General features: G+C 68.7%; 27 protein-coding genes and 1 pseudogene. 13 read left to right on the top strand and 15 right to left on the bottom strand.

Annotation, left to right across the window (positions count from 1 at the left end; translation table 11 throughout):
• Positions 1–778 precede the first annotated feature (778 nt).
• From N1F91_RS26165 to N1F91_RS26150, 4 genes are all read left to right on the top strand, one after another.
• Positions 779–1,000, top strand: coding sequence for an AbrB/MazE/SpoVT family DNA-binding domain-containing protein (locus tag N1F91_RS26165; protein ID WP_289996516.1), 222 nt, complete (start codon positions 779–781; stop codon positions 998–1,000).
• Positions 997–1,386, top strand: coding sequence for a type II toxin-antitoxin system death-on-curing family toxin (locus N1F91_RS26160; RefSeq protein ID WP_289996514.1), 390 nt, complete (start codon positions 997–999; stop codon positions 1,384–1,386). The genes N1F91_RS26165 and N1F91_RS26160 overlap by 4 nt, the downstream gene beginning before the upstream one ends.
• 204 nt (positions 1,387–1,590) lie before the next feature.
• Positions 1,591–2,019, top strand: coding sequence for a lipocalin-like domain-containing protein (locus tag N1F91_RS26155; RefSeq protein ID WP_289996512.1), 429 nt, complete (start codon positions 1,591–1,593; stop codon positions 2,017–2,019).
• Positions 2,020–2,279: 260 nt separating this feature from the next.
• On the top strand, positions 2,280–2,975 hold the full coding sequence (locus N1F91_RS26150; protein WP_289996511.1) for a hypothetical protein: 696 nt from the start codon (positions 2,280–2,282) through the stop codon (positions 2,973–2,975).
• Between the two features lie 46 nt (positions 2,976–3,021).
• Here N1F91_RS26150 and greA read toward each other — a convergent pair whose 3' ends face one another.
• A complete protein-coding gene (gene greA, locus N1F91_RS26145) occupies positions 3,022–3,489 on the bottom strand; it encodes a transcription elongation factor GreA (protein WP_289996508.1) in 468 nt (155 codons plus the stop codon).
• A gap of 107 nt (positions 3,490–3,596) precedes the next feature.
• On the opposite strand from greA, the gene N1F91_RS26140 reads away from it, so the two are divergent.
• The gene (locus N1F91_RS26140; RefSeq protein ID WP_289996507.1) at positions 3,597–4,994 is read left to right on the top strand and encodes a TIGR03808 family TAT-translocated repetitive protein; all 1,398 of its coding nucleotides are present in this window, start codon (positions 3,597–3,599) and stop codon (positions 4,992–4,994) included.
• A gap of 63 nt (positions 4,995–5,057) precedes the next feature.
• Here N1F91_RS26140 and N1F91_RS26135 read toward each other — a convergent pair whose 3' ends face one another.
• Complete coding sequence (locus N1F91_RS26135; RefSeq protein WP_289996506.1) at positions 5,058–6,071, bottom strand: asparaginase; 1,014 nt, start codon at positions 6,069–6,071, stop codon at positions 5,058–5,060.
• Positions 6,072–6,151: 80 nt separating this feature from the next.
• Between N1F91_RS26135 and N1F91_RS26130 the strand changes: the two genes are divergently transcribed.
• Positions 6,152–6,901 carry a DUF3750 domain-containing protein gene (locus tag N1F91_RS26130; protein WP_289996517.1) on the top strand — a complete coding sequence of 250 codons (750 nt, stop codon included), beginning with the start codon at positions 6,152–6,154 and terminating at the stop codon, positions 6,899–6,901.
• 2 nt (positions 6,902–6,903) lie between these two features.
• Here the strand turns inward: N1F91_RS26130 and N1F91_RS26125 are convergent, their stop codons facing one another.
• The 4 genes from N1F91_RS26125 to N1F91_RS26110 form a co-directional block, all read right to left on the bottom strand.
• Positions 6,904–7,386 carry a hypothetical protein gene (locus tag N1F91_RS26125; RefSeq protein ID WP_289996503.1) on the bottom strand — a complete coding sequence of 161 codons (483 nt, stop codon included), beginning with the start codon at positions 7,384–7,386 and terminating at the stop codon, positions 6,904–6,906.
• A gap of 30 nt (positions 7,387–7,416) precedes the next feature.
• Positions 7,417–8,163, bottom strand: a complete 747-nt coding sequence (locus N1F91_RS26120) for an SDR family oxidoreductase (protein ID WP_289996501.1) — start codon at positions 8,161–8,163, stop codon at positions 7,417–7,419.
• Positions 8,160–9,326, bottom strand: coding sequence for an acetyl-CoA acetyltransferase (locus N1F91_RS26115; RefSeq protein WP_289996500.1), 1,167 nt, complete (start codon positions 9,324–9,326; stop codon positions 8,160–8,162). Before N1F91_RS26115 ends, N1F91_RS26120 begins: the two co-directional genes overlap by 4 nt.
• A 150-nt stretch (positions 9,327–9,476) precedes the next feature.
• A complete protein-coding gene (locus tag N1F91_RS26110; RefSeq protein ID WP_289996499.1) occupies positions 9,477–10,772 on the bottom strand; it encodes an NAD(P)/FAD-dependent oxidoreductase in 1,296 nt (431 codons plus the stop codon).
• A 203-nt stretch (positions 10,773–10,975) separates the two neighbouring features.
• Here N1F91_RS26110 and N1F91_RS26105 point away from each other — a divergent pair, with 203 nt between their 5' ends.
• Positions 10,976–11,602, top strand: coding sequence for a hypothetical protein (locus N1F91_RS26105; protein ID WP_289996497.1), 627 nt, complete (start codon positions 10,976–10,978; stop codon positions 11,600–11,602).
• Positions 11,603–11,723: 121 nt separating this feature from the next.
• Here N1F91_RS26105 and N1F91_RS26100 read toward each other — a convergent pair whose 3' ends face one another.
• The 7 genes and pseudogenes from N1F91_RS26100 to N1F91_RS26065 all read right to left on the bottom strand — a co-directional run bounded on the left by N1F91_RS26100 (position 11,724) and on the right by N1F91_RS26065 (position 18,577).
• Positions 11,724–12,407, bottom strand: coding sequence for an isochorismatase family cysteine hydrolase (locus N1F91_RS26100; protein WP_289996496.1), 684 nt, complete (start codon positions 12,405–12,407; stop codon positions 11,724–11,726).
• A 106-nt stretch (positions 12,408–12,513) separates the two neighbouring features.
• Entirely contained in the window at positions 12,514–12,903 is a 390-nt protein-coding gene (locus N1F91_RS26095; protein ID WP_289996495.1) for a VOC family protein, read from the bottom strand.
• Between the two features lie 10 nt (positions 12,904–12,913).
• Positions 12,914–13,897 (bottom strand): 2-oxoglutarate and iron-dependent oxygenase domain-containing protein, encoded by a 984-nt coding sequence (locus N1F91_RS26090; RefSeq protein ID WP_289996494.1) that lies wholly within the window; start codon positions 13,895–13,897, stop codon positions 12,914–12,916.
• Between the two features lie 35 nt (positions 13,898–13,932).
• Positions 13,933–14,823 (bottom strand): ABC transporter permease, encoded by an 891-nt coding sequence (locus tag N1F91_RS26085; RefSeq protein WP_289996493.1) that lies wholly within the window; start codon positions 14,821–14,823, stop codon positions 13,933–13,935.
• Complete coding sequence (locus N1F91_RS26080; protein ID WP_289996491.1) at positions 14,820–15,962, bottom strand: ABC transporter permease; 1,143 nt, start codon at positions 15,960–15,962, stop codon at positions 14,820–14,822. The genes N1F91_RS26085 and N1F91_RS26080 overlap by 4 nt, the downstream gene beginning before the upstream one ends.
• Before the next feature lie 283 nt (positions 15,963–16,245).
• Positions 16,246–17,457, bottom strand: a pseudogene (locus tag N1F91_RS31190) (ATP-binding cassette domain-containing protein); the annotation flags it as partial.
• Positions 17,458–17,491: 34 nt separating this feature from the next.
• On the bottom strand, positions 17,492–18,577 hold the full coding sequence (locus N1F91_RS26065) for a BMP family ABC transporter substrate-binding protein (protein ID WP_289996487.1): 1,086 nt from the start codon (positions 18,575–18,577) through the stop codon (positions 17,492–17,494).
• A gap of 442 nt (positions 18,578–19,019) precedes the next feature.
• Between N1F91_RS26065 and betI the strand changes: the two genes are divergently transcribed.
• From betI to betA, 4 genes are read left to right on the top strand one after another with little or no spacing between them, the layout of a single operon-like run.
• Positions 19,020–19,613, top strand: coding sequence for a transcriptional regulator BetI (gene betI, locus N1F91_RS26060; RefSeq protein WP_289996486.1), 594 nt, complete (start codon positions 19,020–19,022; stop codon positions 19,611–19,613).
• Positions 19,610–21,133, top strand: coding sequence for a choline-sulfatase (betC, locus tag N1F91_RS26055; protein WP_289996484.1), 1,524 nt, complete (start codon positions 19,610–19,612; stop codon positions 21,131–21,133). The genes betI and betC overlap by 4 nt, the downstream gene beginning before the upstream one ends.
• A gap of 1 nt (position 21,134) precedes the next feature.
• Complete coding sequence (locus N1F91_RS26050) at positions 21,135–22,124, top strand: threonine/serine dehydratase (protein WP_289996483.1); 990 nt, start codon at positions 21,135–21,137, stop codon at positions 22,122–22,124.
• A gap of 26 nt (positions 22,125–22,150) precedes the next feature.
• On the top strand, positions 22,151–23,803 hold the full coding sequence (gene betA / locus N1F91_RS26045; protein ID WP_289996482.1) for a choline dehydrogenase: 1,653 nt from the start codon (positions 22,151–22,153) through the stop codon (positions 23,801–23,803).
• A 20-nt stretch (positions 23,804–23,823) separates the two neighbouring features.
• Here the strand turns inward: betA and N1F91_RS26040 are convergent, their stop codons facing one another.
• Together N1F91_RS26040 and N1F91_RS26035 are read right to left on the bottom strand one after the other, a co-directional pair.
• Positions 23,824–24,117, bottom strand: a complete 294-nt coding sequence (locus N1F91_RS26040; protein WP_289996480.1) for a helix-turn-helix transcriptional regulator — start codon at positions 24,115–24,117, stop codon at positions 23,824–23,826.
• 33 nt (positions 24,118–24,150) lie between these two features.
• On the bottom strand, positions 24,151–24,495 hold the full coding sequence (locus N1F91_RS26035) for a type II toxin-antitoxin system RelE/ParE family toxin (RefSeq protein ID WP_289996479.1): 345 nt from the start codon (positions 24,493–24,495) through the stop codon (positions 24,151–24,153).
• 155 nt (positions 24,496–24,650) lie between these two features.
• Between N1F91_RS26035 and N1F91_RS26030 the strand changes: the two genes are divergently transcribed.
• Both N1F91_RS26030 and betB read left to right on the top strand, forming a co-directional pair.
• A complete protein-coding gene (locus N1F91_RS26030; RefSeq protein WP_289996478.1) occupies positions 24,651–24,797 on the top strand; it encodes a hypothetical protein in 147 nt (48 codons plus the stop codon).
• A gap of 37 nt (positions 24,798–24,834) precedes the next feature.
• Positions 24,835–26,298 carry a betaine-aldehyde dehydrogenase gene (gene betB / locus N1F91_RS26025; protein ID WP_289996477.1) on the top strand — a complete coding sequence of 488 codons (1,464 nt, stop codon included), beginning with the start codon at positions 24,835–24,837 and terminating at the stop codon, positions 26,296–26,298.
• Positions 26,299–26,336: the final 38 nt, after the last annotated feature.

Raw genomic sequence — 26,336 nt, 5'->3', positions numbered from 1 at the left:
TGCCTCGTCGTGGACCGGATCGCGGGCATGGATGGCGAGGCGTGGATCCCGGATACGTCGTCCTTCGCTCCGCGTCGGACGCCGTTCCGGGATGACGAAGGCGGGGGTGAGGACGCCGTGCAAGAGCGGAGGCAGTCTCGGTGCCGGCGGACATACCCGCGTCATTCCGGATACGAACCGCGCGCAGCGCGGAGCGGCTGTCCGGAATCCATTCCGTGACGCTGGGGGCGTCAGCCTCCTTCCTGCCGACGTCTCGGAATGGATTCCGGATCCGGACGCCTTCGCTGAGCTGCGGCAGCTCCGCCCACTGTGTGGGGTTGGAGGACGGACGGAAGCGCTGCGGCCTCTTGTCCTCCACCCCACGAAGTGGGGGCGGAGGTGGCGTCGCGAAGCGACGACGGAGGGGGGGACGGCGGCGACCGGAGGCCGCCGCAGGGCCCGGCCTCGGCTCCATTCCTGCCCCCCGAGACCAAGGAAGACGGCGAAGCTCGCCCTCTCCACCATCCGGATCCGCAGGCGCGAGCGGTTTCGACTGCTCTGACCCGGGGACGTCCCGCCACCGCCCTCCTCTCCCACATGTCACGGGGGACAGGGAGCACGGCATCCGCGATTGGCGATTCCTCTCCCTCACGAAGTGGGGGAGAGGTGGCACGCGAAGCGTGACGGTGAGGGGGCTTCCGCCCTGCGATGCGAGACTTCACGGTCCCGGCTGTTCCAACCCCTGTTGCAACTTTGTGCGACCAATGTTCTAATGTCCGTTGCAACAGGAGACCTCGCCATGAACACCGTCATCCGCAAGATCGGCAATTCCGAAGGCGTCATCCTGCCGAAGGACCTGCTCCAGAGCCTCAATCTCAAGGCGGGCGACTCGGTCGTGGTCTCGCAGGACAAGGACGGGATCGTCCTCAGGAAGGCGGGGGACAAGTTCGAAGAGCAGATGGCGGCAGCGCGCGAGATCATGGATCGCTACAAGGTCGCGCTGCAGAAGCTCGCGGAATGAGCTGGCGGTTCCCCACCCGGCAGGTCGTGGAGGCGCTCCACGCCGAGCAGCTGCGCCGGCACGGCGGCGCGCAGGGTCTGCGCGACGAGAATGCGCTGGAGTCCGCGCTGCATCGCGCCGAGAACAAGGCCGCCTCCGGGACGCCCGACGTCTTCGATCTCGCTGCAGCCTTTGCCTTCGGCCTCGCCCGCAACCATCACTTCGTCGACGGCAACAAGCGCACCGCCATCGTCACCGCCATGCTCTTCCTCGCCCTGAACGGTTATCGCATGTCCGCCGACGACGGCCGGATCTACGTGTTCACGATGGCGCTGGCCGCCGGCGAGATCGACGAAACCGGCGCAGCCGCGTTCTTCCGGGATCATGCGGAGGACAGCGAAAGTTGAAACGGAATACTATGATTCTGTTTCAATGTCCGAGCGGTCTTGGTAGGCTGAACCGGATGCCCGACGCCGAGGCTCCGGGCAACTGTCCGGTAGCATTCGACCAGTTTACTTCCCTTGTCTATTTGCCTGGGCCGTGCCGACGGGGAATTTGATTTCACCGCCTTCAACTCGGCAGTGAAGAAATGATAGCGAGGCGGTGTGTATATGGGCCACGAAAACCTGCTTGGTGTTTGGAAGCTGTTATCGCTCCAGTTCGCTGTGACCGACTCGGGTGAGTGCAGGGACATGTACGGGGCCGACCCGCTCGGCTACATCTTCATAACTCCCGACAACCGGATGATTACCGTCATCACTTCCAAAGGCAGGAAGCCCTCCGATAACGAGTCCGGCGATGCTGACCTTTTCAAGAGTATGATGGCCTATTCAGGTCGCTTCCGAATTGACGGCGCGGATCAGTTTGTCACCGAAGTCGAGGTTTCGTGGCATCCCGGATGGGTAGGCACTGAACAGGCGCGAACATTTTCAATCGTGGACGACATTCTCTCGATCACTACCGCAGAAACGTTACACCCGATGTTTCCCGGCCAGAAAGGACGTGGCATCCTGAAGTGGCAAAGGACTTCGGCTTTCTGAGGTTCTGGAGCTTAGCTTCATTGCCTGAAACAGAATTGGCAATTCTGTTTCAGGCGCCATCGCCGGACCCCGTCGGCGACGAGGCTCTTCCGCGCTCACGGGGCAATTCTCGGATAAGCTGCGCGAGACAGCCAACGCAGCACGAGCTTCGGCCTGGAAAGGGCCTCGATGGACAACCGGTCCGGGAAGCACGATTGTAGCCGCGCCGTCAGACCACCCCGACGCGTCTGGCGACGTCGGCGCAATCAGATCAGCGGATCATGCCCCATCTTGCCTCGTTTCGTGATTTCCTGAAGACGGGCAACCTCGGTCCGCTGACGCCGGCACTCGACCTGCGGGCGACTTCCGACGTGCTCGGGCCGCCCGGGGATTGGGCGTATATCTCGAACGAGGACGTCTTTCCGCTGTACTGGATGTATGAAGGTGGCTTGGGGTGCCGGCTGGAAATCAACTTCGAACCGAGCCCTCCGCATGCGATGCAATGGTTCCAGATCGACGGCGCCGAGGGTTTGCGACAGGACGTCCACGTCTTCGGCGACCAGCTCGCCCTGGCGATGGACGGGTTCCACGGCAGAAGCAGGCCGTCCGAACTGCTTTCGAGCCGAGTGCGGGAAAACGAAACGGTGCTCCTTCAGTTCGATCCGAAGGACATGATGCTGGTCGTCTCGGCCGGGACCGTTCAGATCATCTTCGAGATGGACAGCGGTGACGAAGATATCCCTGATGCAGAGCGGAGAGCCATGCTTGCCGACGCCTTCGGCACGAACCGGTGCTTCGCGGAGATCGAACGCCACTACCGGATGCCGGGCCTCTACGCGTTTCCCCGGCGTGAAGCCGCTCCATGGCCGGAACGCCCCGGCCAGTTAAGCTGCGCAGGTGATCGATACCTTGCCTCACTGGAGGGAGAGGCTCCCTCGCCGGCCTTTCTATCGGAACCGGGCATTTCGACAACCTGAAACGGCCCGGCGCGCCGCCCGATCCCGCCGCCGGGCGCCCTCACCCTCACCCCAGCCCGACGATCTCCCATTCCTTGCCGCCGACCGTCACCAGCGCGCCGACGCCCTTGCCGAACAGCGCCAGCGCCATCGGCGAGACGTGGCTGATTGTGCCGTTCGCGGCGTCGGCTTCGTCCTCGCCGACGATGCGCCAGGTTTTCTCCGCTCCGTCCTCGTCCTCGATCGTCACGCTCATGCCGAAGCGCACCACATCGCTGCCGGGATCGGGCTCCGACAGTTCGGCATTCTCGCGCCGCGCGGTCCAGTAGCGCAGGTCGCGCGAGACGAGCGCGATCTGCTCGCGGTCGGCCTCGGCTTCGGCCCGCGCGAAGTGCTCGTGCAATTCGGCGAGGTGCGCGTCGATCGCGGCGAGCCCTTCGCGGGTCACGAGGTTGCGGTGCGGGCTGACCGGGCGTTCGCCGATGTCGTTGAGGCCGGAATCGCTGTCGTCGTTGCTGGTGAATGCTCTGCTCATCGATGGAAGGTGGGGTCTGAGGCCCTGCGAAACAACCCTTGCGGGCCGCCTGCCCCGTCTGGCACGCTTCCTGCGTGGCCCGACCGTTGCACCAGGAGGACGTGCCGATGCTGGACAGGCGGCGCTTCATGGCGGGACTGGCGGGGGCGGCGATTGCCGCGGGCACCGGCGCCGCGATGGCGGCAGGGACCGCGTCTGCGCGCGGCCAGGTGCTGTCCGGTTTCGAGACGGCGGCATTGCGCGGCGCGATCGACGCCGCCGAGTTCGGCGTCCGGCCGCACGGCTTCGACGACCAGAGCAGGGCCTTCGCGCGCCTGCTCGCGGCCGCCGCGGGGCGCGACGTGCCGGTGGCGCTGCCGGCCGGCACCTATGTCGTCTCCTCCATCACCCTGCCGCGCCGGCTGGTGCTGTCGGGCGTACCGGGCGCCACGCGCATCGCCCATGGCGGTGACGGTCCAATCCTCGTCTGCGAGGGGGCCGAGCACATCGAGCTGTCCGGCCTGGTGTTCGACGGTGCCAACCGAGGGCTTGCCGACGGCGTGCGGGCGTCGCTCGACCTTCGCGACGTGGCGCGGCTGGTCATCGACGGCTGCGGCTTCGTCGGCAGCGCCAGGAGCGCGCTGGCGCTCACGCGCTGCGGCGGCCGCGTCACGCGCTCGACGATCTCGGGCGCGGCGGATTTCGGCCTCTACAGCGTCGACGCGACCGGGATCGAGATTTCCGGCAACACGGTGTCGGATTGCGGCAATGGCGGCATCCTGGTGCATCGCCGGTCGCCCGGCGAGGACGGCACGCTGGTCACCGGCAACCGCGTGCAGCGCATTCTTGCGCGCGACGGCGGCACCGGCCAGGTCGGTAACGGCATCAACGTGTTCCGCGCCGGCAGCGTCATGATTTCGGGCAATCACGTGTCCGACTGCGCCTTCTCGGCGATCCGCTCGAACGGCGGCAGCAACCTCCAGGTCACCGCCAACACCTGCCTGCGCTCGGGCGAGACGGCGATCTATTCGGAATTCGCCTTCGAGGGTGCGGTGATCGCCAGCAATATCGTCGACGGCGCCGCCAAGGGCATCTCCATCGTCAATTTCGACAAGGGCGGGCGGCTCGCGGTCTGTTCCGGCAATCTCGTCCGCAACCTCGCGCAAACCGGCCCCTACGAATCCTCCGGCGCCGGCTTCGGCATCGGCATCACCGTGGAAGCCGACACCGCCGTCACCGGCAACGTGATCGAGGGTGCGCCGCGCTACGGCCTGCAGCTTGGCTGGGGGTCGTTCCTGCGCGACGTCTCCGCCACCGGCAACGTCATCCGCCGGGCCGGCACCGGCATCGCGGTCAGCGTCGTGGAGGGCGCCGGCGCGGCGATCATCTCCGGCAACATGATCTCGCAAACGCCGAACGGCGCCATCGTCGGCCATCGCTGGGGGAAACCCGCCACAGGCGACCTCGCGCTCGCCGGCGCCGCCGGCTTCGCGCATCTGACGCTCGCGGCCAATTATGCCGGCTGACGCGCCGCGCTCCCGGTCGCCGTCGACCGGCGCAGGGCTGCCGCCCGCGCGCCCCGCTCGCGCTCAGCGCAGGGCGGCCAGCGCCTCCGTCGGCCGCACCTGCCCCACCGCGGTCCCGTTGCGGTTCCTTACCGCCGGGCGGGCGAGGTCGCGCAGGCGGGCCGACAGCGCCTCGTCGCCGGAAAAGAGGCCGGCCAGCACCTCGGCCACGATCGCCTCCGAGGCGCGCGTGCCGCCATCGTCGCATTTCACCGCGATGCCGAGCCCGAGCGTCGGCAGCGCCGCGACATAGACGGCCTCCGCGCCGGTCTTGACGAAGATGCGGCCCTGCCCGGCCTGCATCAGCGCGAGGTCCATCGTGCCGCTGCCCGACATGTGGAAAGGCTCGGCCATGCAGGCGGCAAGCAGCCGCCGGGCCGCCTTCATCCGCTCCACGCCCATGCCGATGCCGCTGCCCATGCGCGCGAAGCCCAGCGCCAGCGCCCGCAGCGGAATGGCGTAGGTCGGGATGGCGCAGCCGTCGACGCCGGCATTGGCCTCGTCGTGGATCGCGCCCGTCACCTCCTCCATCGCCCCGCGCAGCACCGCCTGGTAGCGGTGGCTGTAGTCGACATAACCGCGGTGGGCGAGCCCCATGTGATTGCAGGCGCAGAGGAAGCCGGCGTGCTTGCCCGAGCAGTTGTTGTGCAGCTGCGACGGCGCGCCGCCCGCGCGGGCGAGTTCCAGCGTCGCCTCCTGGCTGCCCGGCCAGTGCGTGCCGCATTCGAGCGCGCTTTCGTCCAGCCCGACGCGGGCGAGCATCCCGGCCGCACCCGCGACATGCGCCGGCTCCCCGGAATGCGAGGCGCAGGCCAGCGCGAGATCGGCATTGGAGAAGCCGAAGGCATCGGCCGCGCCGCTCTCCACCAGCGGCAGCGCCTGGATCGCCTTGATGCAGGAACGCGGGAAGACCGGCCGGTCGGCATCGCCGGTCTCGAACAGCGTGCCGCCTTCGGCATCGACCACGACGACCGCGCCGCGGTGGCGGCTTTCGACGCGGTTGCCGCGCGTCACTTCCACGAGGACGGGGTTCGCCATGGCTTCACCAAGATTTCACTGTCTCAATCCTGCGCCCGCACCTATTCCCTTCGATGATGAGACGCAAAGGCTTTCGGATCCTGCAAACGCTCAAGCTGCTGACGATGCTGGTCGCCATCCTGTTCGTCGCGCCCGCCGTCGCCACGGCCGGCTGGTGGTCGCTGGTCGACCGGCCCGGCTCCTGGCGTTCGGCCGACTGGTCGTCGAGCGGCATGCTGCCGGCCGCGCCCGAACGCGACGCGGCGGCCGTCTATGTGTTCGCCGCCCGCACCGGCGGCCTCAAGGGCGCCTTCTCGGTGCACAGCTGGATCGTGCTCAAGCGGCCGGGTTCCACCCGCTACGAACGCTACGACAAGGTCGGCTGGGGCTCGCCGATCCGCCGCGACGGCTGGGCGGCCGACGGGCGCTGGTATTCCAACGCGCCCGAGCTCGTGGCGATGGCCGACGGCGAGCGCGCCCTTGGCGTGCTTGCCGAGATGGACGCCGCGATCGCCTCCTATCCCTGGTCGCACAATGGCGACTACCGCATCTGGCCGGGGCCGAACTCCAACAGCTTCGTCGCCCACGTGCTGCGGCAGGTGCCCGCACTCGGCGCGACGCTGCCGCCCAACGCCGCCGGCCGCGACTATGCGCCCGGCGTCGCCTCGGTCGACCTCGCCCCCGACGGGCGGGACCTGCACGTCACCTTCAACGGCCTCGCCGGCTTTGCGCTCGGCGTCCGCAGCGGCGTCGAGATCCACTTCATGGGTCTGGTGGCCGGGCTGGACATCGCCCGGCCTGCACTGAAGATCCCCGCCTTCGGCCGCGTGCCGATCTGGCCGGGAGCCTGAGGCTATTCGGCTAAGGCGTTTGCCAGCGCGCCGCGCAACGAGTCCTCGCCTTCCTCGCCATAGAGCACGTCGTCGATCGTGTAGGCGCCGTCCTGACCCTTCACGAGCACGAGCCGGTCGATCCAGTTGCCGTCCGGCTGGTCGGGGAAGCGGTACTGAACCTCGGCGATCAGCCTGTCGCCGTCGGCCACCGTCCTGCCTGCCTCGCACACGGGGGCGACATCGGGGAAGCTCTGCCAGGGAATGCCGTCGCCGAGCGGCGGCTTCTCGTCCGGCGTCTCGGCCTGCAGCTTCTCGTTTTCGCCAAGCGCCGCCATGATCGCGTCGCTGAGGCCGGGCGTCGCCAGATAGAGCCTGCCCATGCCGTCCTCGGCATTGGCCAGCACGCAGAAGGCCTGCACATAGGGCGTGCCGAGGTCGTCCTGGGCGGCGGCCATACCCGTGAGGGCGAGGCCGAAAGCAAGGGTGGCAGCACGTCTGCGCATGGGGAATTCTCCTCCGAAATCCTGTCCTGGTCAGCGGTCGCGGCGGATGATGCCTGCCGCGAGGAACCCGCCATCGACGGCCAGCGTGTGGCCGTTGACGTAGCTCGCCTCCGGCGACAGCAGGAAGGCCACCGCCGCGGCAACCTCCGCCGGCCCGCCGTAGCGCGCCTGCGGCACCCGTGCAACCCAGTCGGCGCGGTCCTCGGCACGGTGGAGTTGCGCCACCAGCGGCGTGTCGATCGGACCAGGGGCGACGCAGTTGACGCGGATGCCGTCGGCGCCGAGTTCGAGCGCGAGCACCTCCGTCATCATCTTCACCCCGGCCTTCGAGCTGCCATAAGCGACGCGGCCGGCATTGGCGCGGAGGCCCGAAACGGAGGCGACGTTGACGATCGCCAGCGCATCGGCGCGGCGCGCGATCGCGGCCCGCACGCAGATGAAGGAGCCGACGAGATTGACGTCGAGGATACGGCGGAACAGTTCCGCGCTCGTCTCCAGCGCCGGGAGGTCGCGGGCGATGCCGGCGCAGTTGACCAGCCCGCCGATCGGGCCGAAGCGCTCCACCACCGCATCGAAGGCGTCGTCGACATCCTCGCCGGCCGTGATGTCGGCCCGCAGGAAGACGACCTCCTCGCCCTCGAGCTCGTCCTCGCTCTCGGCGAGCGCCTCGGCGTTGGCGTCCAGCACGGCCACCGACCAGCCGTCGTCCAGCAGGCGTTCGACAACGGCAAGGCCGATGCCGGAGGCTCCGCCGGTGACGACGGCCACCGGTTTCATTTGACGCGTTCGAGGATCGACACGTAGTTGGCCACCGCGGCACCACCCATGTTGAAGATGCCGCCGAGCTTCGCGCCCTCGACCTGGATGCCGCCGGCCTCGCCGGTCAGCTGCGCCGCCGTCAGCGCGTGCATCGAGACGCCGGTCGCGCCGATCGGGTGGCCCTTGGCCTTCAGCCCGCCCGACGGGTTCACCGGCAGCCGGCCGTTCTTGTCGGTGATGCCCTCGGCCACGACGCGGGCGCCCTGCCCGGGCTTGGCCAGGCCCATCGCCTCGTACTCGATCAGTTCGGCGATGGTGAAGCAGTCGTGCGTCTCGACGAAGGAGAGATCGTCCAGCGTCAGCCGCGCCTTCTCCAGCGCGCGGCTCCAGGCCGTCGAGCAGCCCTCGAACAGAAGGATGTCGCGCTTCGACATCGGCAGGAAATCCTGCACGTGCTCATTGGCGCGGAAGGCGACGGCGCGGCGCATCGACAGCGCCGTCGACATGTCGGCCAGCACGATCGCCGCCGCACCGTCGGAGACGAGCGAGCAGTCGGTGCGCTTCAGCGGCCCGGCGACATAGGGGTTCTTCTCGCTCTCGGCGCGGCAGAACTCGTAGCCGAAATCCTTGCGCATCTGGGCGTAGGGATTGTCGACGCCGTTCTTGTGGTTCTTGGCGGCGATGCGGGCGAGCGCGTCGGACTGGTCGCCATGGCGCTGGAAATAGGCGGCCGCAATCTTGCCGAACACGCCGGCAAAGCCCGCCGGCGTGTCGCCGTCCTCGGGCAGGTAGGACGCGCGCAGCAGGTTCCTGCCGACCTCGGATCCCGGCGTCTTCGTCATCTGCTCGGCGCCGACCACGAGCACGATTCGCGCGGCGTTGGCGTCGATGGCGCGGATGCCCTGCCGCACGGCGGCCGACCCGGTGGCGCAGGCGTTCTCCACCCGCGTCGCCGGCTTGAAGCGCAGCCGGTCGTCGGCCTGCAGCACGAGGCTCGCGGTGAATTCCTGGGCTGAGAAGCCGGCGTTGAAATGGCCGAGCACGATCTCGTCGACGTCGTCGGGGCCGATGCCGGCATGCTCCAGCGCCTCGGTCGCGACCTTGACGATCAGGCTCTCGAGCGTCTCGTCCTCGAGCTTGCCGAAGCGCGAATGCGCCCAGCCAACGATGGCAGCGGTCATGGATGTCTCTCCCTGCGGAACCTCTTGTCGCACGATACAAGAAATGTGGCGAGCGGCAAGGAACTGTTCAAGCCTGAACCGATTGAAGGCGCGCACAGGGGAAAGTGCAGAAATGCGCAACGCGGCGGGGCACCTCGCGACCGCCGGGCCTCACCCCTGCTGCCGATCCTTTTCCGTCACCAGGCGGGCGCCGCGCTCATAGGTCATGTAGCGCCAGAGCCACTGGACCGAGACCCGGATGCGGTTCTGGAACCCGACGAGCAGATAGACGTGGATGACCACCCAGGCGAACCAGGCGAACCAGCCGCGGACCTTGAAGCGACCCTGCTCGAAGACGGCGGCGTTGCGGCCGACGATCGCGGTGTTGCCGCGGCCGCGATAGCGGAACGGTTCCAGCGGCGCGCCGTCGCGGATGTGGCGCACGAGGCCGCGCCCGAGATGGCGACCCTGCTGCTTGGCCACCTGCGCGAGGCCCGGCACCGGCTTGCCGTCCGGTCCAGGGCAATGGGCCAGGTCGCCGAGAGCGTAGACGCCGGGCAGGCCGGGCACGGCAAGCGTCTGATCGACGAGGACGCGTCCGCCCTTGTCGGTCTCGACCCCCAGCATGGCGGCCAGCGGCGAGGCGGCGACGCCTGCGGCCCACAGCGTGTGCCCGACGGCGACGTCGCTGCCGGAGATGCGAACCGAGCCCGCGCGCACGTCCTCGACCGCGGTATTTGTCAGCACCTCGACACCGAGCTTGCGCAGGCGCTTCTCAGCATAGCGGGAGGCCTCCTGCGAAAAGCCCGCGAGCAGGCGCGGCCCCGCCTCGATCAGCATGATGCGTGCGTGTTCGGGCGCGATGTTGCGGAAGTCGTCGGCGAGCGTGTGGCGACAGAGTTCGGCCAGAGACCCGGCGAGTTCCACCCCCGTCGGGCCGCCGCCGACGATGGCGATCGTCATCAGGCGCTGCTGCTCGACCGGATCCAGGCTTCGTTCGGCCTGCTCGAAGGCGAGCAGGACCCGCGAGCGGATGGACTGCGCGTTCGCGAGCGACTTGAGCCCCAGCAGATGGGGCTTCCACTCGTCATGGCCGAAATGGCTGTCGACCGCGCCGGCCGCCAGGACGAGCACCTCGTAGGGGAGGCTCGGACCGCCTGCCAGCCGGACCCGCCGCGCCGCCGGGTCGATGGCTTCCACCTCCCCCAGCAGCACCTGGACGCTGTCGTGGCCGCGCAGCACCTTGCGGATCGGTTCGGCGATGTCGGCGGCCGAGAGCCCCGCAGTCGCGACCTGGTAGAGCAGCGGCTGGAACAGATGGTGGTTCTCGCGGTCGATCACGGTCACGCCGATGCCCGCGCGGCCCAGTTCCTTCGCCACCTCCAGCCCGGCAAAACCGGCGCCGACGATCACGACACCCGGGTCGGCCGGACGGTGTCGCTGCGCGCGCGTCGTCTGTTGGTCCATGCGGTCGGTCGCCTCCGGATCGAAGTCGCAGGCGCAACGGACGACGCGGCGGGAATGTTCCTCCGGCGCCCGCGCGGGACCGGCGTCCGCCATCGAATTGCATGGCGAATTTTTCGCGGGGTGCGGGAACACGGGACACGGATGCCGGTTCGGGAGGACGCTTGCTCAAGCAGGCGCAACAACGAAAAAAGGACAGGAAAGCCATGAAGACCAGGATGATGACGGCCACCGCCGTCGCGCTGATGCTGTGTGCTCCCGCGCTTGCCCAGACCGCCACGACCACCACGGACACCGCAAATTCCAGCGCCATGTCTTCGTCCATGCCCCAGGGATGGAACGAGGAACTCGGCAATGCCTTCTTCAGCGATTCCGCCCTCGGCACGCTGCGCACGGAAGACGAGATCAGCGCCAGCTGGGACGGCCTCTCCGACGAGCAGAAGACCCAGGTGACCAGCTATTGCGACACCATGGACACCGCGTCGGCTTCGGGCTCGACCATGTCGTCGGGCGGCACCGCGTCGGGAACCTCCACGGACGGCACGGCCGGCGCCACCACCGGCACCGGCGCCACCGCCGGCACCACGACCAGCCCGAGCATCACGGGCGACGCCACGCCGAGCACGACGGCCGACACCGCCGCCGGCACCTCCACCGACACGACGGCCGGCGCCACGACCGGCACCGCCGGCGCTTCGGGTGGCGTGTCGACCGACACGACCGCCAGCACGGCGCAGGACGGCACGTCGGCCACCGGCAGCATGGATGCCGGCGCCGGCGTCAACATGGCGTCGATGCAGCGCCTGTGCGACGTGGTCGGCGATCTCGACTGATCGCTGTCCGCCACCACTCTGCAGCAGGGGGGTCGCCATCGGCGGCCCCTTTGCCGTTCCGGCCCGGATGCGGCAATAGCGGACCCGCGATGCGGCGTGGTCCGCCGGCGCGCGCGGTCGCTCAGCCTTCGGCCTCCCAGACCGCCAGGATCTCATCCGCCTTCATGACGAGCCCGGTGTGATAGGAGACGATCGACAGCGCGGCGGTCTCCAGTTCCTCGTCCGATCCGCGCACCAGGTCTGCCGCCACGCAGACGCGGTAGCCGAGGTTGGAGGCGTCGAACGTGGCATTGAGCACGCAGCAGTCGGTCATGCCGCCGTTGAAGACGACGCGCTTCACGCCCATCGAGCGCAGCAGGAAGTCGAGGTCGGTCGGGTAGAAAGGCGACAGCCGGCGCTTGGTCTGGACGATCAGGTCGGTGTCGAGCACCTCGGTGGCGAATTCGGTCCAGCGCGAGCCCTCGATCGCGTGCTCGGCGATGCCGGGGATCGGGTCGGCATAGAGCTGCACCAGGGTGCGCCAGGCCGCCGGATGCCGACCCTTCAGATCGTCCTCGCCGGTCTTGCGCAGCGTCGAGCGCACATGGACGATCGGCACGCCCAGCGCCCGCGCCCGGCGGTGGAAGGCGTCGACCGGCGCGATGATCTCGCGTCCGCGCGGCGCGGGGCACGGACACATCGGATCCTCCGACAGGTGCCCGAGATGCATGTCGATCGACACCACCGCGCAGTCGTGCCGCGAGCACCAGTCGCGGAACGGCACGTCCGGAATCTCCTTCTCGACACCGCGGACGATGGCTTTCACGGGACGCTCCTTTCGATTGGAAGGGCTGCCGGGCTGCCGGCAGGCCTGCAAGGCAAGGCCCGGCGCCCTTCACGGACGCCGGGCCGGCCGATCGTCGATCGCCCGTTCAGGGCGTCGGGCAGGCGAGCCGCAGCGCGTTGCCGTCGGGATCGCGCAGCACGGCCATGTACCAGCCGTAGTAGGTCGTGAACTGCGGCTTCACGAGTGTCGCGCCCCTGCCCTCGGCCATCGCGATGGCGGCGTCGAGATCGGCCTTGGTGTCGAAGCGGAAGGTCAGCGCGGTCTGGTCGCCCTCGCCCGCCTTGCGTTCGTCCAGGCCCAGCATGTCGTAGGCCGCCAGCGCGCTGAAGCCGATCATGCACTCGCCCGACATGTAGCCGCGGAAGACGTCGGAGCGCAGACCGACATTCTCCGGGAGGTCGAAGACATCCCGGTAGAATTCCGACAGCGCCACGAAGTCCGCCGAGAAGAGGCTCACCTGCATCAGGAGGTTCATCGGGCGGGCCTCACGCGGCGATGCCGAAGGTCTTCTGGAACTGCGCGCGCAGGTGCTCGCCCGCCGTCATCTCCGGATGTTTCGCCGTGCCGTCCGGGCCAAGGCAGGTCTCGGCGCACTTCACCTTGTAGAAATATTCCGGGTCGACGAAGGTCGGGCAGGAATAGCGCACCTTGTCGCTGGTGTTGTTCAGCACCCGGTGCATGGTGGCCTTGTAGGCATCGTTGGTGATGACGGGAAGCATCTCGCCGAGATTGACGATGTAGGCGCCGCGGATCGGCGGAGCGGCCAGCCAGTCGCCCGACGCGCTGCGCACCTGGAGCCCGCCGACATCGTCCTGCAGCAGCAGCGTGATCAGCCCCCAGTCGGTGTGCGCGCCGGCGCCGAGCTGATTGCGCTTGGCGTCCTTCGGCATCGGCGGATATTTCAGGATGCGGCAGTAATGCAGCGGCTCCTCGAGGCCGGCGTCGAAATAATCCTCCGGCAGTTCCAGCGAGAGCGCGATCAGGCGCGCCACGTGCCGGCCGAGGTCGAGCGCCTTCTCGACATAGGCCTCGTACTGCACCTTGAACTCCGGGAAGCTCGGCGGCCACTGGTTAAGCCCGGTGCCCGGGACCTGGAGCTTCGTGTAGCGGTGGTTCTCGTCGGCGTTGACGCTCGACATGAAGCCTTCCTTCAGGTCGGGCGGCGAGCCCTCGTCCAGCGTCTGGGCGGCCATCGGCTCATAGCCGCGCGTGGAGGACTGGAAGCGCGAATCCATCGCCATCTTCTCCTCCAGCGGCAGCTCGAAGAACTTCGCCGCCAGCGCCAGCTGGTCGTCCATCACCTGCTGCGGGATGCCGTGGTTGGTGATGTAGAAGAAGCCCGGGTCGACGCAGGCCTTGTGGATTTCCCAGGCGACCTTCTTCCGCTTCTCGATGTCGTCCGAGAAGCTGTCGGCGAGGTCGATCAGCGGCACCGAGGTGGCGGGCTGGGGCGGTTCGTAGATGATCATGATCGTCTCTCCCTTGGGTTGAAGATGGTTGGAGGTCAGGTCCGCTCTTCGCGGATGTGGTGGATGCCGAGTGCTGCCGGCTGGGCGGAGCGGTCGCGCAGCCGGGCCGCGGTCCACACCATGACGAGCAGCGTGACGAGGTAGGGCGTCATCAGGAGCAGGTAGCGGGGCACGTCGACGCCGGCCGCCGCGAGCCGCGGGATCAGCGCCTCGATGCAGCCGAAGAGCACGGCACCGGCGAGCGCCCGCCAGGGGTGCCAGCGGGCGAAGATGACCAGCGCGATGGCGATCCAGCCGCGGCCGCCGACCACGTTGTCGACCCAGATCCGCGTGACGGCGAGCGTCAGGTAGCCGCCGGCCAGACCGATCAGCGCGGCGCCGGCGACGACCGCCAGGATGCGCACCGTGGTCACGTCGATGCCCGCGGCGTCGGCCGCCGCCGGGTTCTGGCCCACCGCCCGCAGCGCCAGTCCGGCCCGCGTGCGGTAGAGCACCCACACGACCGCGAGAAAGAGGACAGGCGTGGCGAAGGCCACGATGTCCTGGCCGAGGAAGACCGGCTGCAGGCCGCCGATCGCCTTGTTGGTCCATTTCTGGCTGGTCGCGACGTAGCTGGTCAGCGCCTGTGCCGAGAAGACCAGCGCCAGACCGGCGATGACGTGGTTGATCCTCAGGCTCGCGGCCAGGAACGCGAAGACGAGGCCCAGCCCGGCGCCCGCGAGCGCCGCGCCCGCAAGCGCGGCCTCCGGCGAGGCGCCGCCGATCATCAACCCGACGCCGGCCAGCGCGCCGACCAGCATGAAGCCTTCCGCGCCGAGGCTCAGCACGCCCGCCTGTTCGCAGATGATCAGCCCCAGCGCCGCCAGTGCGAAGGGCACCGCGAAGCTCGGAACGATCGCCACCCAGTTGAAGAGGAACTCGGTCACGACGCGCTCCGCCAGTGCATGCGGTAGGTGAGGAAGAATTCCGACGCCGCCACGCAGAGGATGAAGATCGCCTGCACCAGCTGCACCAGCGCCGCGGGGATGCCGAAGAAGACCTGCAGGCTCTGGCCGAGCAGCAGCAGCACCGCCATGGCAAAGGACACGAACAGCACGCCGAGCGGGTGGTTGCGGGCGATGAAGGCGATGAGGACGCCGGAGAAGAGATAGCCGACGAAGAAGTTCTGCGTGGTGCGGAATTCGATCCCGGCCGCGATCGCGAAGCCGGCGAGCCCGCCGACGGCGCCGGAGGCGAGGATCGCCACTGTCGACAGCGCTACCACCGGCACGCCGACGGCCCGCGCCATCTCGCGGTTCGCGCGCATCAGGTCGACGAGGTAGCCGAAGCGGCTGAAGGAGAGCGCCCACCAGGCGACGAGCACGGCCGCGATGGCCAGCGGCAGCGCCAGCGTCAGGTTCTGCCAGCCGAGCGGCGCGAGGCGTTCGAAGGTCTCGAACTGCTGCGTGTGCGGGAAGGCCGAGACCGGGTCCTTCCACGGCCCGTAGAGCAGGTGCAGCAGGAGGTTGAAGGCGACGTAGTTCAGGAGCAGCGTGCTGATCACCTCGTTGACCCCGAGGCGCTGCTTGAGGAAACCCGGCCCGGCGATCCACAGCATGCCGCCGGCGCAGGCGGCGAGCGCCATGAGCACGATGCGCAGGCTCTCCGGTCCGACGTCGTGGATCGCCACGAAGGCCGCGAAGATGGCGCCGAGGATCATCTGGCCCTCGAGCCCGATGTTCCAGAAACCGGCGCGGAAGGCGATCGCCGTGGCGAGCCCGCCGATGGCGAGCGGAGCGGTCTGCGCCAGCACCGAGCCCAGCGCCCGCGGCGAGCCGAAGCCGACGGTCGCGATCTCGCGCGCCAGATCGGCGGGCGCGACGCCCGAGAAGGCGAGCAGCGCCACCGAAGCCAGCGCGGCGACCGTGAGGCTCGCCGCATAGACCGCGATGCGGTAGCCCTCCGACACGCTCTGGCGCACCTCCAGGAAGGGGACCAGCTGAAACGCGGGCCGCAGGCCGCGGCCTTTCCCCGCCCCGGCCGGAGCGCCCAGACCTGCGTCTGCGGCAAGCGGTGCGTCGCTCATGATGCCGCCTCGTGCGAAACCATCGCCGCGCCGATCGCCGCCCGGTCGGCGGTGCGGCGAACTCGGCCGCGATGCGGCCGCCGTTCAGCACGCCGATCCGGTCGGAAAGCAGCAGGATCTCGTCCAGGTCCTCGCTCATCAGGATGACGGCGGCGCCCCGGTCGCGCGCCTCCCGCAGGCGGTCGTGCACGGCCTTGGTGGCGCGCACGTCGAGACCGCGCGAGGGGCTGTGCGCCAGCACCACGGCCGGCTCGTCGGCAAACTCGCGCGCGATCACCAGCTTCTGCGCATTGCCGCCCGACAGGAGTGCGGCGCGCTGGCCGGGGCTGCGCACGCCGCGCACGTCGAAGGCGCCGATCGCCGCCCGCGTCGCCGCGCGTGCCGCCTTGCGGTCGAAGCGCAGCCACGACCCGTAGCGGCCGGCGAGCGTGCCCTTGACCGCGTAATTCTCCGTCACGCCCACCCCTCCGGCCAGCGCGTGGCGGTAGCGGTCGACGGGAATGAAGGCGAGCCGCGCCCTCCGCTGCTTCAGCGGCGGGGCGGGGTTCAGGCCGGCGCCGTCGCCCATCGCAACCTGCCCCGCCTCGGGCTCCGCCAGGCCGGCGATCACCTCGGCGAGCTGGTTCTGGCCATTCCCGGACACGCCGGCCATGCCGTAGATCTCGCCGCCGCGCACCTCGAAGGAGATGCCCTCGAGGCCGCGGCGTCCGTCCTCGCCGGGGCGGTGCACGTCCTCCAGGCGCAGGCGCGTCGCGCCGATCGCCTTCGAGGGCGACGGTCGTTCCACGATCTGCTCGCCGACGATCATCGTCGTCAGCCGCGACGGGTCGAGATCGGCCGGCCGCGCCTCGGCCATCCTGCGGCCGCCGCGCATGACCGTGATGCGGTCGGAATGGTCGAGCGCCTCGTGCAGCTTGTGGGTGACGAGGATGACGGCGCGGCCGGCCTCGGCCAGCCCGCGCACCAGTCCCATCAGCACCCGCCCCTCCGCCTCGCCCAGCACGGCGGTCGGCTCGTCCAGGATCACGATGCGGGCGCCGGCCACCAGCACCTTGAGGATCTCGATCCGATGCTGCTCGGCGATGCCGAGGTCGCCGACCCGCTGCGACAGCCCGACCTCGAAGCCCATGCGGCCGGCAAGCTCCGTCGCCTGCTTGGCGATCTCGGCCGACGACCGCCCGGGATTGAACAGGCAGATGTTCTCCAGCACGGAAAAGGCGCGCACCAGCTTGAAGTGCTGGTGCACCATGCCCACGCCGCGCGCGGCGGCCTCGCGGGCTCCCGACAGCCGGACGCTCTCGCCGCCGATCTCGATCCGACCCTCGTCGGGCGCATAGAGGCCGGCGGCGATGTTCATCAGCGTCGACTTGCCGGCGCCGTTCTCGCCGAGCAGGGCGTGAACCTCGCCGGTGCGGGCGGTGAAGTCCACGCCGTCCAGCGCCTTGAAGCCGCCGAAGCTCTTGGAGACTCCACGCAAAGCGATCGCATCGGTCATGTCGGCACTACCGCAACCAAAGGGGAGCGTATGGCTACTGCCCGCTCACGCCTGCCACGAACCAGTCCATGCCCCAGAGGTCTCCGTCGCCGAGCGTCGCGCCGGCCGCCACGCGTTCCTTGCCGTCGCGGTCGGCCAGCGGGCCGGCGAAGATCTGCTTGCCGGCGAGGATCGCCTCGCGCTCGGCCATCACCTTCGCCTTCAACTCGTCGGAGACGGCCGGACCGCAGCAGGCGATGTCGATAGCGCCCTCCTTGATGGAGAGGAATGCGCCATAGGGGGTGGCCTCGAAGGTGCCGGCGGCGATCTTCTCGATCTCGGGCTTCAGGAAGCGTTCCCAGGTCCAGACCGACGAGCACTGGGTGGCGCTGCTGAACTCCGACAGGTCGCGGTGGTGGCCGGTGCCGTAGACGCCCTTCTCCGCCGCCACGATCTGCACCGTGGGGGTGTCGACGTGCTGGCCGAGCACGTCCGCACCCTGCTCGATCAGCGCCTCGGCGGCCGCGCGCTCCTTGACCGGATCGCCCCAGGCGCCGGTGAAGACGACCGACAGTTCGACGTTCGGATTCACCTGGCGGGCGCCGAGCAGGTAGGCGTTGACGGTCCAGTTGACGAGGCCGAAGGGATTGGCCGCGACGAAGCCGATCTTGTTCGACTTGGTCAGCCCGCCCGCCACCATGCCGCACAGATAGTGCGTCTCGTAGGTGCGGCCGTAGACGCTCTTCAGGTTCTTGCCGTTGGTCGTTCCCGCGGGATTGATGAACACGACCTCCGGGAACTGCTCGGCGAGCGTGGCGAAGGTGTCGGAGTAGCCGAAGGCGGAGCCGATCACGATGTTGGCGCCGCGCTCGATGAAGAGTTCCGCCGCCGGGCGGATGGCGGTGGCCGATTCCGGCACTTCGGCTGCCTGCGGGATCTTCAGCCCGAGGTCGCCTTCCAGCTTCTGGCGCGCCTCGTCGATTGCCTGCGACCAGCCGCCGTCATTGGTCGGTCCGAACAGAATCACGGCCGGCTTCGGGTTCCCGACCGCAGCGAAGTCCGCCGCGGCGGGAGCGATGGCGGCGAACAGGGCCAAGGCGCCCGCCGCTGCGAAGCGTGGCGCGAAGCGTTTGAAGTCCATGGTACACCCCTTTGAAACAGCACAACCGTCCGCGCGGCATCGACCGCGCGCAACAACGTTCGACGCCACGACTTGCAGCGTCCGGATTTTTATTGAACTGGCGACATCCGCCCTTTTCGCAAGACTGCGATACGTGCCCGAGTCCTGTCAATCATCAATGCAAACGGATTTTTCCTGCTGTCTTTTTCATCAGTTTGAACACCCGACGTGCCGAAAATCCGGACTTTTGCTTCAGGGCGGGCATAGATGTTCTTCCGCCCGCACCCCTTTCCTGCCCGTCCGCAGGGCAACGGCGCAACGATCGCGCATGTGAACGCAGAACGACCGTCTGCCTTCGCGCACGGCATCCGTACCGCGCTCGCTGCCCCGGCGATGAGTCCGCTCGTTTTTTCTTGATTGATGCGTCAATCAAATCTAGCCTCGGGCATCCACGGAGCCGCAGATGCCCAAGGTCGGAATGCAGCCGGTGCGCCGCAGGGCGCTGATCGACGCCACCATCACCGCGATCGGCGAGCGTGGCTCCGTCGACGTGACGATGTCGGAGATCGCAGGCATCGCGGGCGTCTCCTCCGCGCTCGCGCATCATTATTTCGGCGCCAAGACGGACCTGCTGCAGGCCACGATGCGCCATCTGCTGTCCGAACTGGGCGCCGATTGCCGCGCCGCCCTGGCGGATGCCCGCACGCCGCGCGAGCGCATCGCGGCGGTCATCGCCGTCAACTTCTCCGACAAGCAGTTCCGACCCGAGATCACCGCCGCCTGGCTCGCCTTCTATGTCGAGGCGCAGCGCTCGCCCGAGATGCGGCGGCTGCTCAGGGTCTATGCGCGGCGGCTCCACTCGAACCTGATGAGCGGGCTCGTCCGCCTCCTCGACCGGCCGGCCGCTGTCCGCGCCGCGGAGGGCATCGCGGCCATGATCGACGGGCTCTACATCCGCCACGCGCTGAAGGACCAGCCGCCGGATGCTTCCGCCGCCACCAGGCTGGTGGAAGACTATCTCGACATGAAGCTCGCGACGACGAAGGAGCCGCGATGACCCGCCCCAACATCCTCGTCGTCATGGTCGACCAGCTGAACGGGACGCTGTTTCCCGACGGGCCGGCCGATTTCCTGCACGCGCCGCATCTCAAGGCGCTGGCGCAGCGCTCGGCGCGCTTCGTCAACAACTACACCGCCTCGCCGCTCTGCGCGCCGGGCCGCGCGGCCTTCATGAGCGGGCAGCTGCCGTCGCGCACGCGCGTCTACGACAATGCCGCCGAGTTCCCCTCGTCGATCCCCACCTTCGCCCACCATCTGCGCGCCGCCGGCTACCACACCTGCCTGTCGGGCAAGATGCACTTCGTCGGTCCCGACCAGCTGCACGGCTTCGAGGAGCGGCTGACGACCGACATCTATCCGGCCGATTTCGGCTGGACGCCGGACTACCGCAAGCCCGGCGAGCGCATCGACTGGTGGTATCACAATCTCGGCTCGGTCACGGGTGCGGGCGTCGCCGAGATCACCAACCAGATGGAGTATGACGACGAGGTCTGCTTCCTGGCGACGCAGCGTCTCTACGAGCACGCAAGGCATTCGACCGACGCCGAGCGCCGTCCCTGGTGCCTCACCGTCTCCTTCACCCATCCGCACGATCCCTATGTCGCGCGGCGGAAATACTGGGACCTGTACGACGGCTGCCCTGCACTGGAGCCGGAGGTCGGTTTCATCCCCTACGAACAGCAGGACCCGCATTCGCAGCGCCTCTACGTCGCCAGCGACTACCCCTCCTTCGACATCACGCCCGACATGGTGCGGCGGGCGCGGCAGGGCTATTTCGCCAACATCTCCTATCTCGACGACAAGGTCGGCGAGCTGATCGACGTGCTTGCCCGCACGCGCATGCTCGACGACACGCTGATCCTGTTTGCCTCCGATCACGGCGACATGCTGGGCGAGCGCGGATTGTGGTTCAAGATGTGCTTCTACGAGGGCTCGGCGCGGGTGCCGCTGATGCTCGCCGGCAAGGGCATCGCGGCCGGGCGCATCGATGCTCCGGCCTCCAACCTCGACGTCCTGCCGACGCTGTGCGACCTCGCCGGCATCGACATGGCGTCCATCATGCCCTGGACCGACGGCATCTCGCTCGTGCCGCAGCTCTCGGGCGTGCCTCGCTCGACGCCGGTGCTGATGGAATATGCCGCAGAGGGCTCGCAGGCGCCGCTGGTGGCGATCCGCGACGGGCGCTTCAAGTTCGTCCATTGCGAAATCGACCCGCGGCAGCTCTTCGACCTCGCCGCCGACCCGCTGGAGCTGACCAACCTCGCCGCCGACCCTGTGCATGCCGAAACCGTGGCGCGCTGCATGGGCATGGTGCGGGCGCGCTGGGACATGGCGCGTTTCGACGCCGAGGTGCGCGAGAGCCAGGCGCGCCGCTGGGTGGTCTACCCGGCGCTGCGCAACGGCTCCTACTACCCCTGGGACTTCCAGCCGCTGCGCCAGGCCTCCGAGCGCTACATGCGCAACCACATGGATCTCAACGTGCTGGAGGAAGCCAAGCGGTTTCCGAGGGGAGAATGAGATGATCCCGTCGCTCGACCACCTGCAGCGCGCCCATGCCGTCACCCGTGAGGCCACCCAGACCACGCCGCTGCTCGAATCCGCAGCGCTCGCCAAACGCACCGGCGCGGCGCGCGTCTTCGTCAAGCCGGAATCGCTGCAATGGGCCGGCTCCTTCAAGGCGCGCGGCGCCTACTGGCGGCTGAAGCAATTGTCGCCGGAAGCGGCCGCACGCGGCGTCGTCGCCTATTCGTCGGGCAATTTCGCGCAGGGCCTTGCGGCGGCCGGCGAGGCGCTCGGCATTCCCGTCACCATCGTCATGCCGATCGACGTTCCCGCCGCCAAGCGCGAAGCGACGGCCGGCTACGGCGCGCGCGTGGTGCTGACCGAGCACGGCACCCGCGCCCGCGAGGAGGTCGCCTCCGAGAAGGCCCGCGCGATCGCCGAAGAGGAGAAGCTGACGCTGCTGCATCCCTTCGACGATCCGGAAATCGTCGCCGGCCAGGCGGCGGCCGGGCTCGAGGCACTGGAACAGCTCGCGGCCAAGGGGGCTGCGGCCGACATCGTCTTCTGCTCGGTCGGCGGCGGCGGGCTGATCGGCGGCGTGTCGCTCGCCTTCCACTACCTTTCGCCGCAGACCCGCATCCTCGCCGTCGAGCCGGAAGGCTTCGACGGCATGGGCCGCTCGCTCGCCCACGGCTCGATCGAGGCGACGCCGGTCGGGCCGAGCACGATCTGCGACGGGCTGATGGCACGACGGCCGGGCGATGCGCCCTTCGAAGCGGTGCGGGCCGCCGGCGTCGAGGGCATCGCCGTGTCGGATGCGGCCGTGCGCAGTGCCATGCGCATCGCCTTCGAGCGGCTGAAGCTGGTGCTGGAGCCGTCCGGCGCCGCCTCGCTCGCCGCGCTGCTGTCGGGCAAAGCCGACGTCGCCGGCAGGACCGTGCTCGTCATCGCCACCGGCGGCAACATCGCGCTCGCCGATTTCCTGAAGCACGTCGCCGATGCGTGACGACCAGTCCTGCCCGGGTCCGAACCATGCTTGAAGCCGACTACGTCATCGTGGGCGCCGGCTCCGCCGGCTGCGCGCTGGCCTACCGCCTGTCCGAGGACGGGAAGAACTCCGTCATCGTCATCGAATATGGCGGCACCGACATGGGGCCGCTGATCCAGATGCCGTCGGCCCTGTCCTTCCCGATGAACATGAGCCTCTACGACTGGGGCCTGTCGACCGAACCCGAGCCGCATCTCGGCGGGCGCGTGCTCGCCACGCCGCGCGGCAAGGTGATCGGCGGCTCGTCGTCGATCAACGGCATGGTCTATGTGCGCGGCCACGCGCGCGACTTCGACCACTGGGCGGAAGCCGGCGCCACCGGCTGGGGCTATACCGCCGTCCTGCCCTACTTCAAGCGCATGGAGCATTCGCATGGCGGCGAGGAGGGCTGGCGCGGCACCGACGGCCCGCTGCACGTGCGCCGCGGCACGCGCCAGAACCCGCTCTACCAGGTCTTCACCGAGGCCGGCCGCGAGGCGGGCTTCGAGATCACCGAGGACTACAATGGCCGCCAGCAGGAAGGCTTCGGCCCGATGGAGCAGACGATCCATCTCGGCCGCCGCTGGTCGGCCGCCAATGCCTATCTGCGGCCGGCGCTGAAGCGGGGGAACGTGCGGCTCGTCAACGGGCTGGCCCGCCGCGTGGTGATGGAGAACCGCCGTGCGGTGGGGGTCGAGATCGGCCTGCGCGGACCAGACAAGATCGTGCGGGCGCGGCGCGAGGTGATCCTCGCCGCCTCTTCGATCAACTCGCCCAAGCTGCTGATGCTGTCGGGCATCGGCCCGGCCGCGCATCTGAAGGACCGCGGCATCGAAATCGTCGCCGACCGCAAGGGCGTCGGACAGAACCTGCAGGACCATCTCGAACTCTACATCCAGCAGGAATCCATCCAGCCGATCACGCTCTATTCGGTGCTCAACCCGCTGTCGAAGGCGCGGATCGGGCTGCAGTGGCTCTTGTTCAAGTCCGGTCTCGGCGCGACCAACCATTTCGAGGCGGCCGCCTTCGTCCGCTCGAAGGCGGGCGTCGACTATCCCGACATCCAGTACCATTTCCTGCCCGCCGCGATCCGCTACGACGGCAAGGCGGCGGCGAAGATGCACGGCTTCCAGGCCCATGTCGGGCCGATGCGCTCGAAATCGCGCGGGGCGGTGACGCTGCGCTCGCCCGACCCGTCGGCCAAGGCGGAGATCCGCTTCAACTACATGTCGCATCCCGACGACTGGACCGATTTCCGCCACTGCATCCGCCTGACGCGCGAGATCTTCGGCCAGAAGGCCTTCGACCCTTATCGCGGCCGCGAGCTGTCGCCCGGCGCCCACGTCCAGAGCGACGACCAGCTCGACGATTTCATCCGCGCGCATGTCGAGAGCGCCTACCATCCCTGCGGCACCTGCCGCATGGGCCGCGCCGACGATCCGATGAGCGTCGTCGATCCGGAATGCCGGGTGATCGGCGTCGAGGGGCTCCGCGTCGCCGATTCCTCGATCTTCCCGCGCATCACCAACGGCAATCTCAACGGCCCGTCGATCATGACCGGCGAGAAGGCCGCCGACCACATCCTCGGCCGCACGCCGCTGCCGCCGTCGAACCAGGAGCCCTGGATCAACCCGCGCTGGCAGGTCAGCGACCGGTGAGGCTCGCAGCCGCCCTCGCCTCAGGGATCGACGATCTCGACCTTGAGTCGCTTGCCGACCGCGCGCGCCGCGCGGTCCAGAACGGCGAGCGACACGGCGGGGTTGGTCGGGTCGAGTATCCGTTCGAGCTGCGAGCGGCTCGTGCCGAGCTTGCCGGCGACGTCGGACTTGGAGAGGCCCGCCGCCTTGCGGGCCGCCTCCAGCTGCCAGGCGATGACGCGCTTGATGGCCTCCTCATAGACTTCCTCGCGCTCTCCCGTGCCGTCGAGCAGGTCCTCGAGGCTGCTGCCGATCGTCTCATGCGCATTGACCATTCCGTCGCTCCTCGTTCCGTTCACGCGCGGCCCTCAGGCGTTGCGGCCATGGTGGCTCGCTGCCCGGACCAGCGCCCGTTCGATGTCGTCCTTCTGCCGGTCCTTGCCGGCGGCCGCGTGAAGCAGGACCATCACGCCGTCGTCGACCAGGAAATAGACCCTCGCCTCGACCTTTCCCGACCGGATCGTGGATCGCGTCTCATGCACCCCATCACGCAGAGCCCGGCAGACTGGCATCCCGAGCGGCCAGCCATACTCCACCGTCGCGATGTCCTTGCCGATGATCTTCCGGTCGGCCGGCTCCAGGTCGAGCAGCCAGTCGCGCACCGGCTCTCGTCCAGAATCCTGCCTGAAGAACCGGGCGACGATCCGCTTCATGAAGAAGCCTGTACCACATGCGGTACAGGTGCTGCAATGGAAGCAACCATATCGTACGACACAGACGCTGAGCGCCAGGCGGTCCGCTGTCCCGCGCCGTCTTCCGGTTCGAGCGCGGGCAGGATAAGTGCGGCTTCAACAGATCGGAGACCGCAATGCGAAACAACACACTCTATCTCGTCATCGGCGCGCTGGTCGTGGCCGTCATCGCCCTTGGCATCTATGTCCTGCGCGAGGAATCGAAGCCGTCTGGCGTCGAGATCAAGATCAACGAGAACGGCCTGACCGTCGAACAGAACTGAGTTGAACGCGCGGCCGCGCGCGCCAGGGAGAACCGGAATGAACGCCCAGCCCAAAGCCTCGCACTACATCAACGGCCGCTTCGTCGAGGACGAGGGCGGGCGGCCGATGGACGTCATCTACCCGGCGACGGGCGAGGTGATCGCGCGCGTCCATGCCGCCACGCCCAACATCGTGGAGCTCGCCGTCGAGGCCGCGCGTGCCGCACAGGGCGCCTGGGCGCGGCTGAAGCCGGTCGAGCGCGGCCGCATCCTGCGCCGCGCCTCAGACCTGCTGCGCGAGCGCAACGCGGTGCTGGCGCGGCTGGAGACGCTCGACACCGGCAAGGCGATCCAGGAGACGCTGGTGGCCGACCCGGCCTCGGCCGCGGACGCGCTGGAGTTCTTCGGCGGCGCGGTCGCTTCGGTGACCGGCGACTATGTCGATCTCGGCGGCCCCTTCGCCTACACGCGGCGCGAGGCGCTCGGCGTCTGCGTCGGCATCGGCGCCTGGAACTATCCGATCCAGGGCGCAGCGTGGAAGTCGGGACCGGCGCTCGCCATGGGCAATGCCATGGTCTTCAAGCCGTCCGAGAACACGCCGCTGTCGGCGCTGGCGCTGGCCGAGATCTACACCGAGGCCGGCCTGCCCGACGGGCTCTTCAACGTCGTGCAGGGCTTCGGCGACGTCGGCGCCGCGCTCGCCTCGCATCCGGTCGTGGCCAAGGTGTCGCTGACCGGCTCGGTGCCCACCGGCCGCAAGGTGCTGGCGCTCGCCGGCTCGCACATGAAGCACGCCACGATGGAACTCGGCGGCAAGTCGCCGCTGATCATCTTCGACGATGCCGACGTCGAGAACGCCGTCGGCGGGGCGCTTCTCGCCAATTTCTATTCCACCGGGCAGGTCTGTTCCAACGGCACCCGCGTCTTCGTGCAGGACGGCATCCGCGAGCGCTTCCTCGACCGGCTGACGACCCGCACCAAGGCGATCCGCATCGGCGATCCGCTCGATCCGGAGACCCAGATGGGGCCGCTGATCAACGCCCAGCAGCATGAGAAGGTGATGGGCTACATCGAGATCGGCAAGGCCGAGGGCGCGACGCTTGCCTGCGGCGGCGGCGTGCCACGGCTGCAGGGGCTGGAAGGCGGCTTCTTCGTCGAGCCGACCGTCTTTACGGGCGTCGTCGACGACATGCGCATCGCCTGCGAGGAGATCTTCGGCCCGGTGATGAGCGTGCTCGGCTTCTCGTCGGAAGAGGAGGCGATCGAGCGCGCCAACGACACCGAGTTCGGGCTCTCGGCCGGCATCTTCACGCGCGACCTGCCGCGCGCCCATCGCGTCATCGCCGACCTGCAGGCAGGCACCTGCTGGATCAACCACTACAATCTGTCGCCGGCGGAAATCCCCTTCGGCGGCGTCAAGCAGTCGGGCATCGGCCGCGAGAACTCGCTCGCCGCGCTGCATCATTATTCGCAGCTGAAGACCGTCTACGTCGAGACCGGCGACGTCCAGAGCCCCTACTGAACCCCACCTGGGTCCCTTGCAGCGGCGGCAGGCATCGT

Origin of the sequence: Aquibium sp. ELW1220 (genome assembly GCF_030398385.1) — a bacterium.
GTDB lineage: Bacteria > Pseudomonadota > Alphaproteobacteria > Rhizobiales > Rhizobiaceae > Aquibium.
Note: the sequence above shows the minus strand (reverse complement) of the source record. Positions and strands in the feature narration are given on the sequence as shown.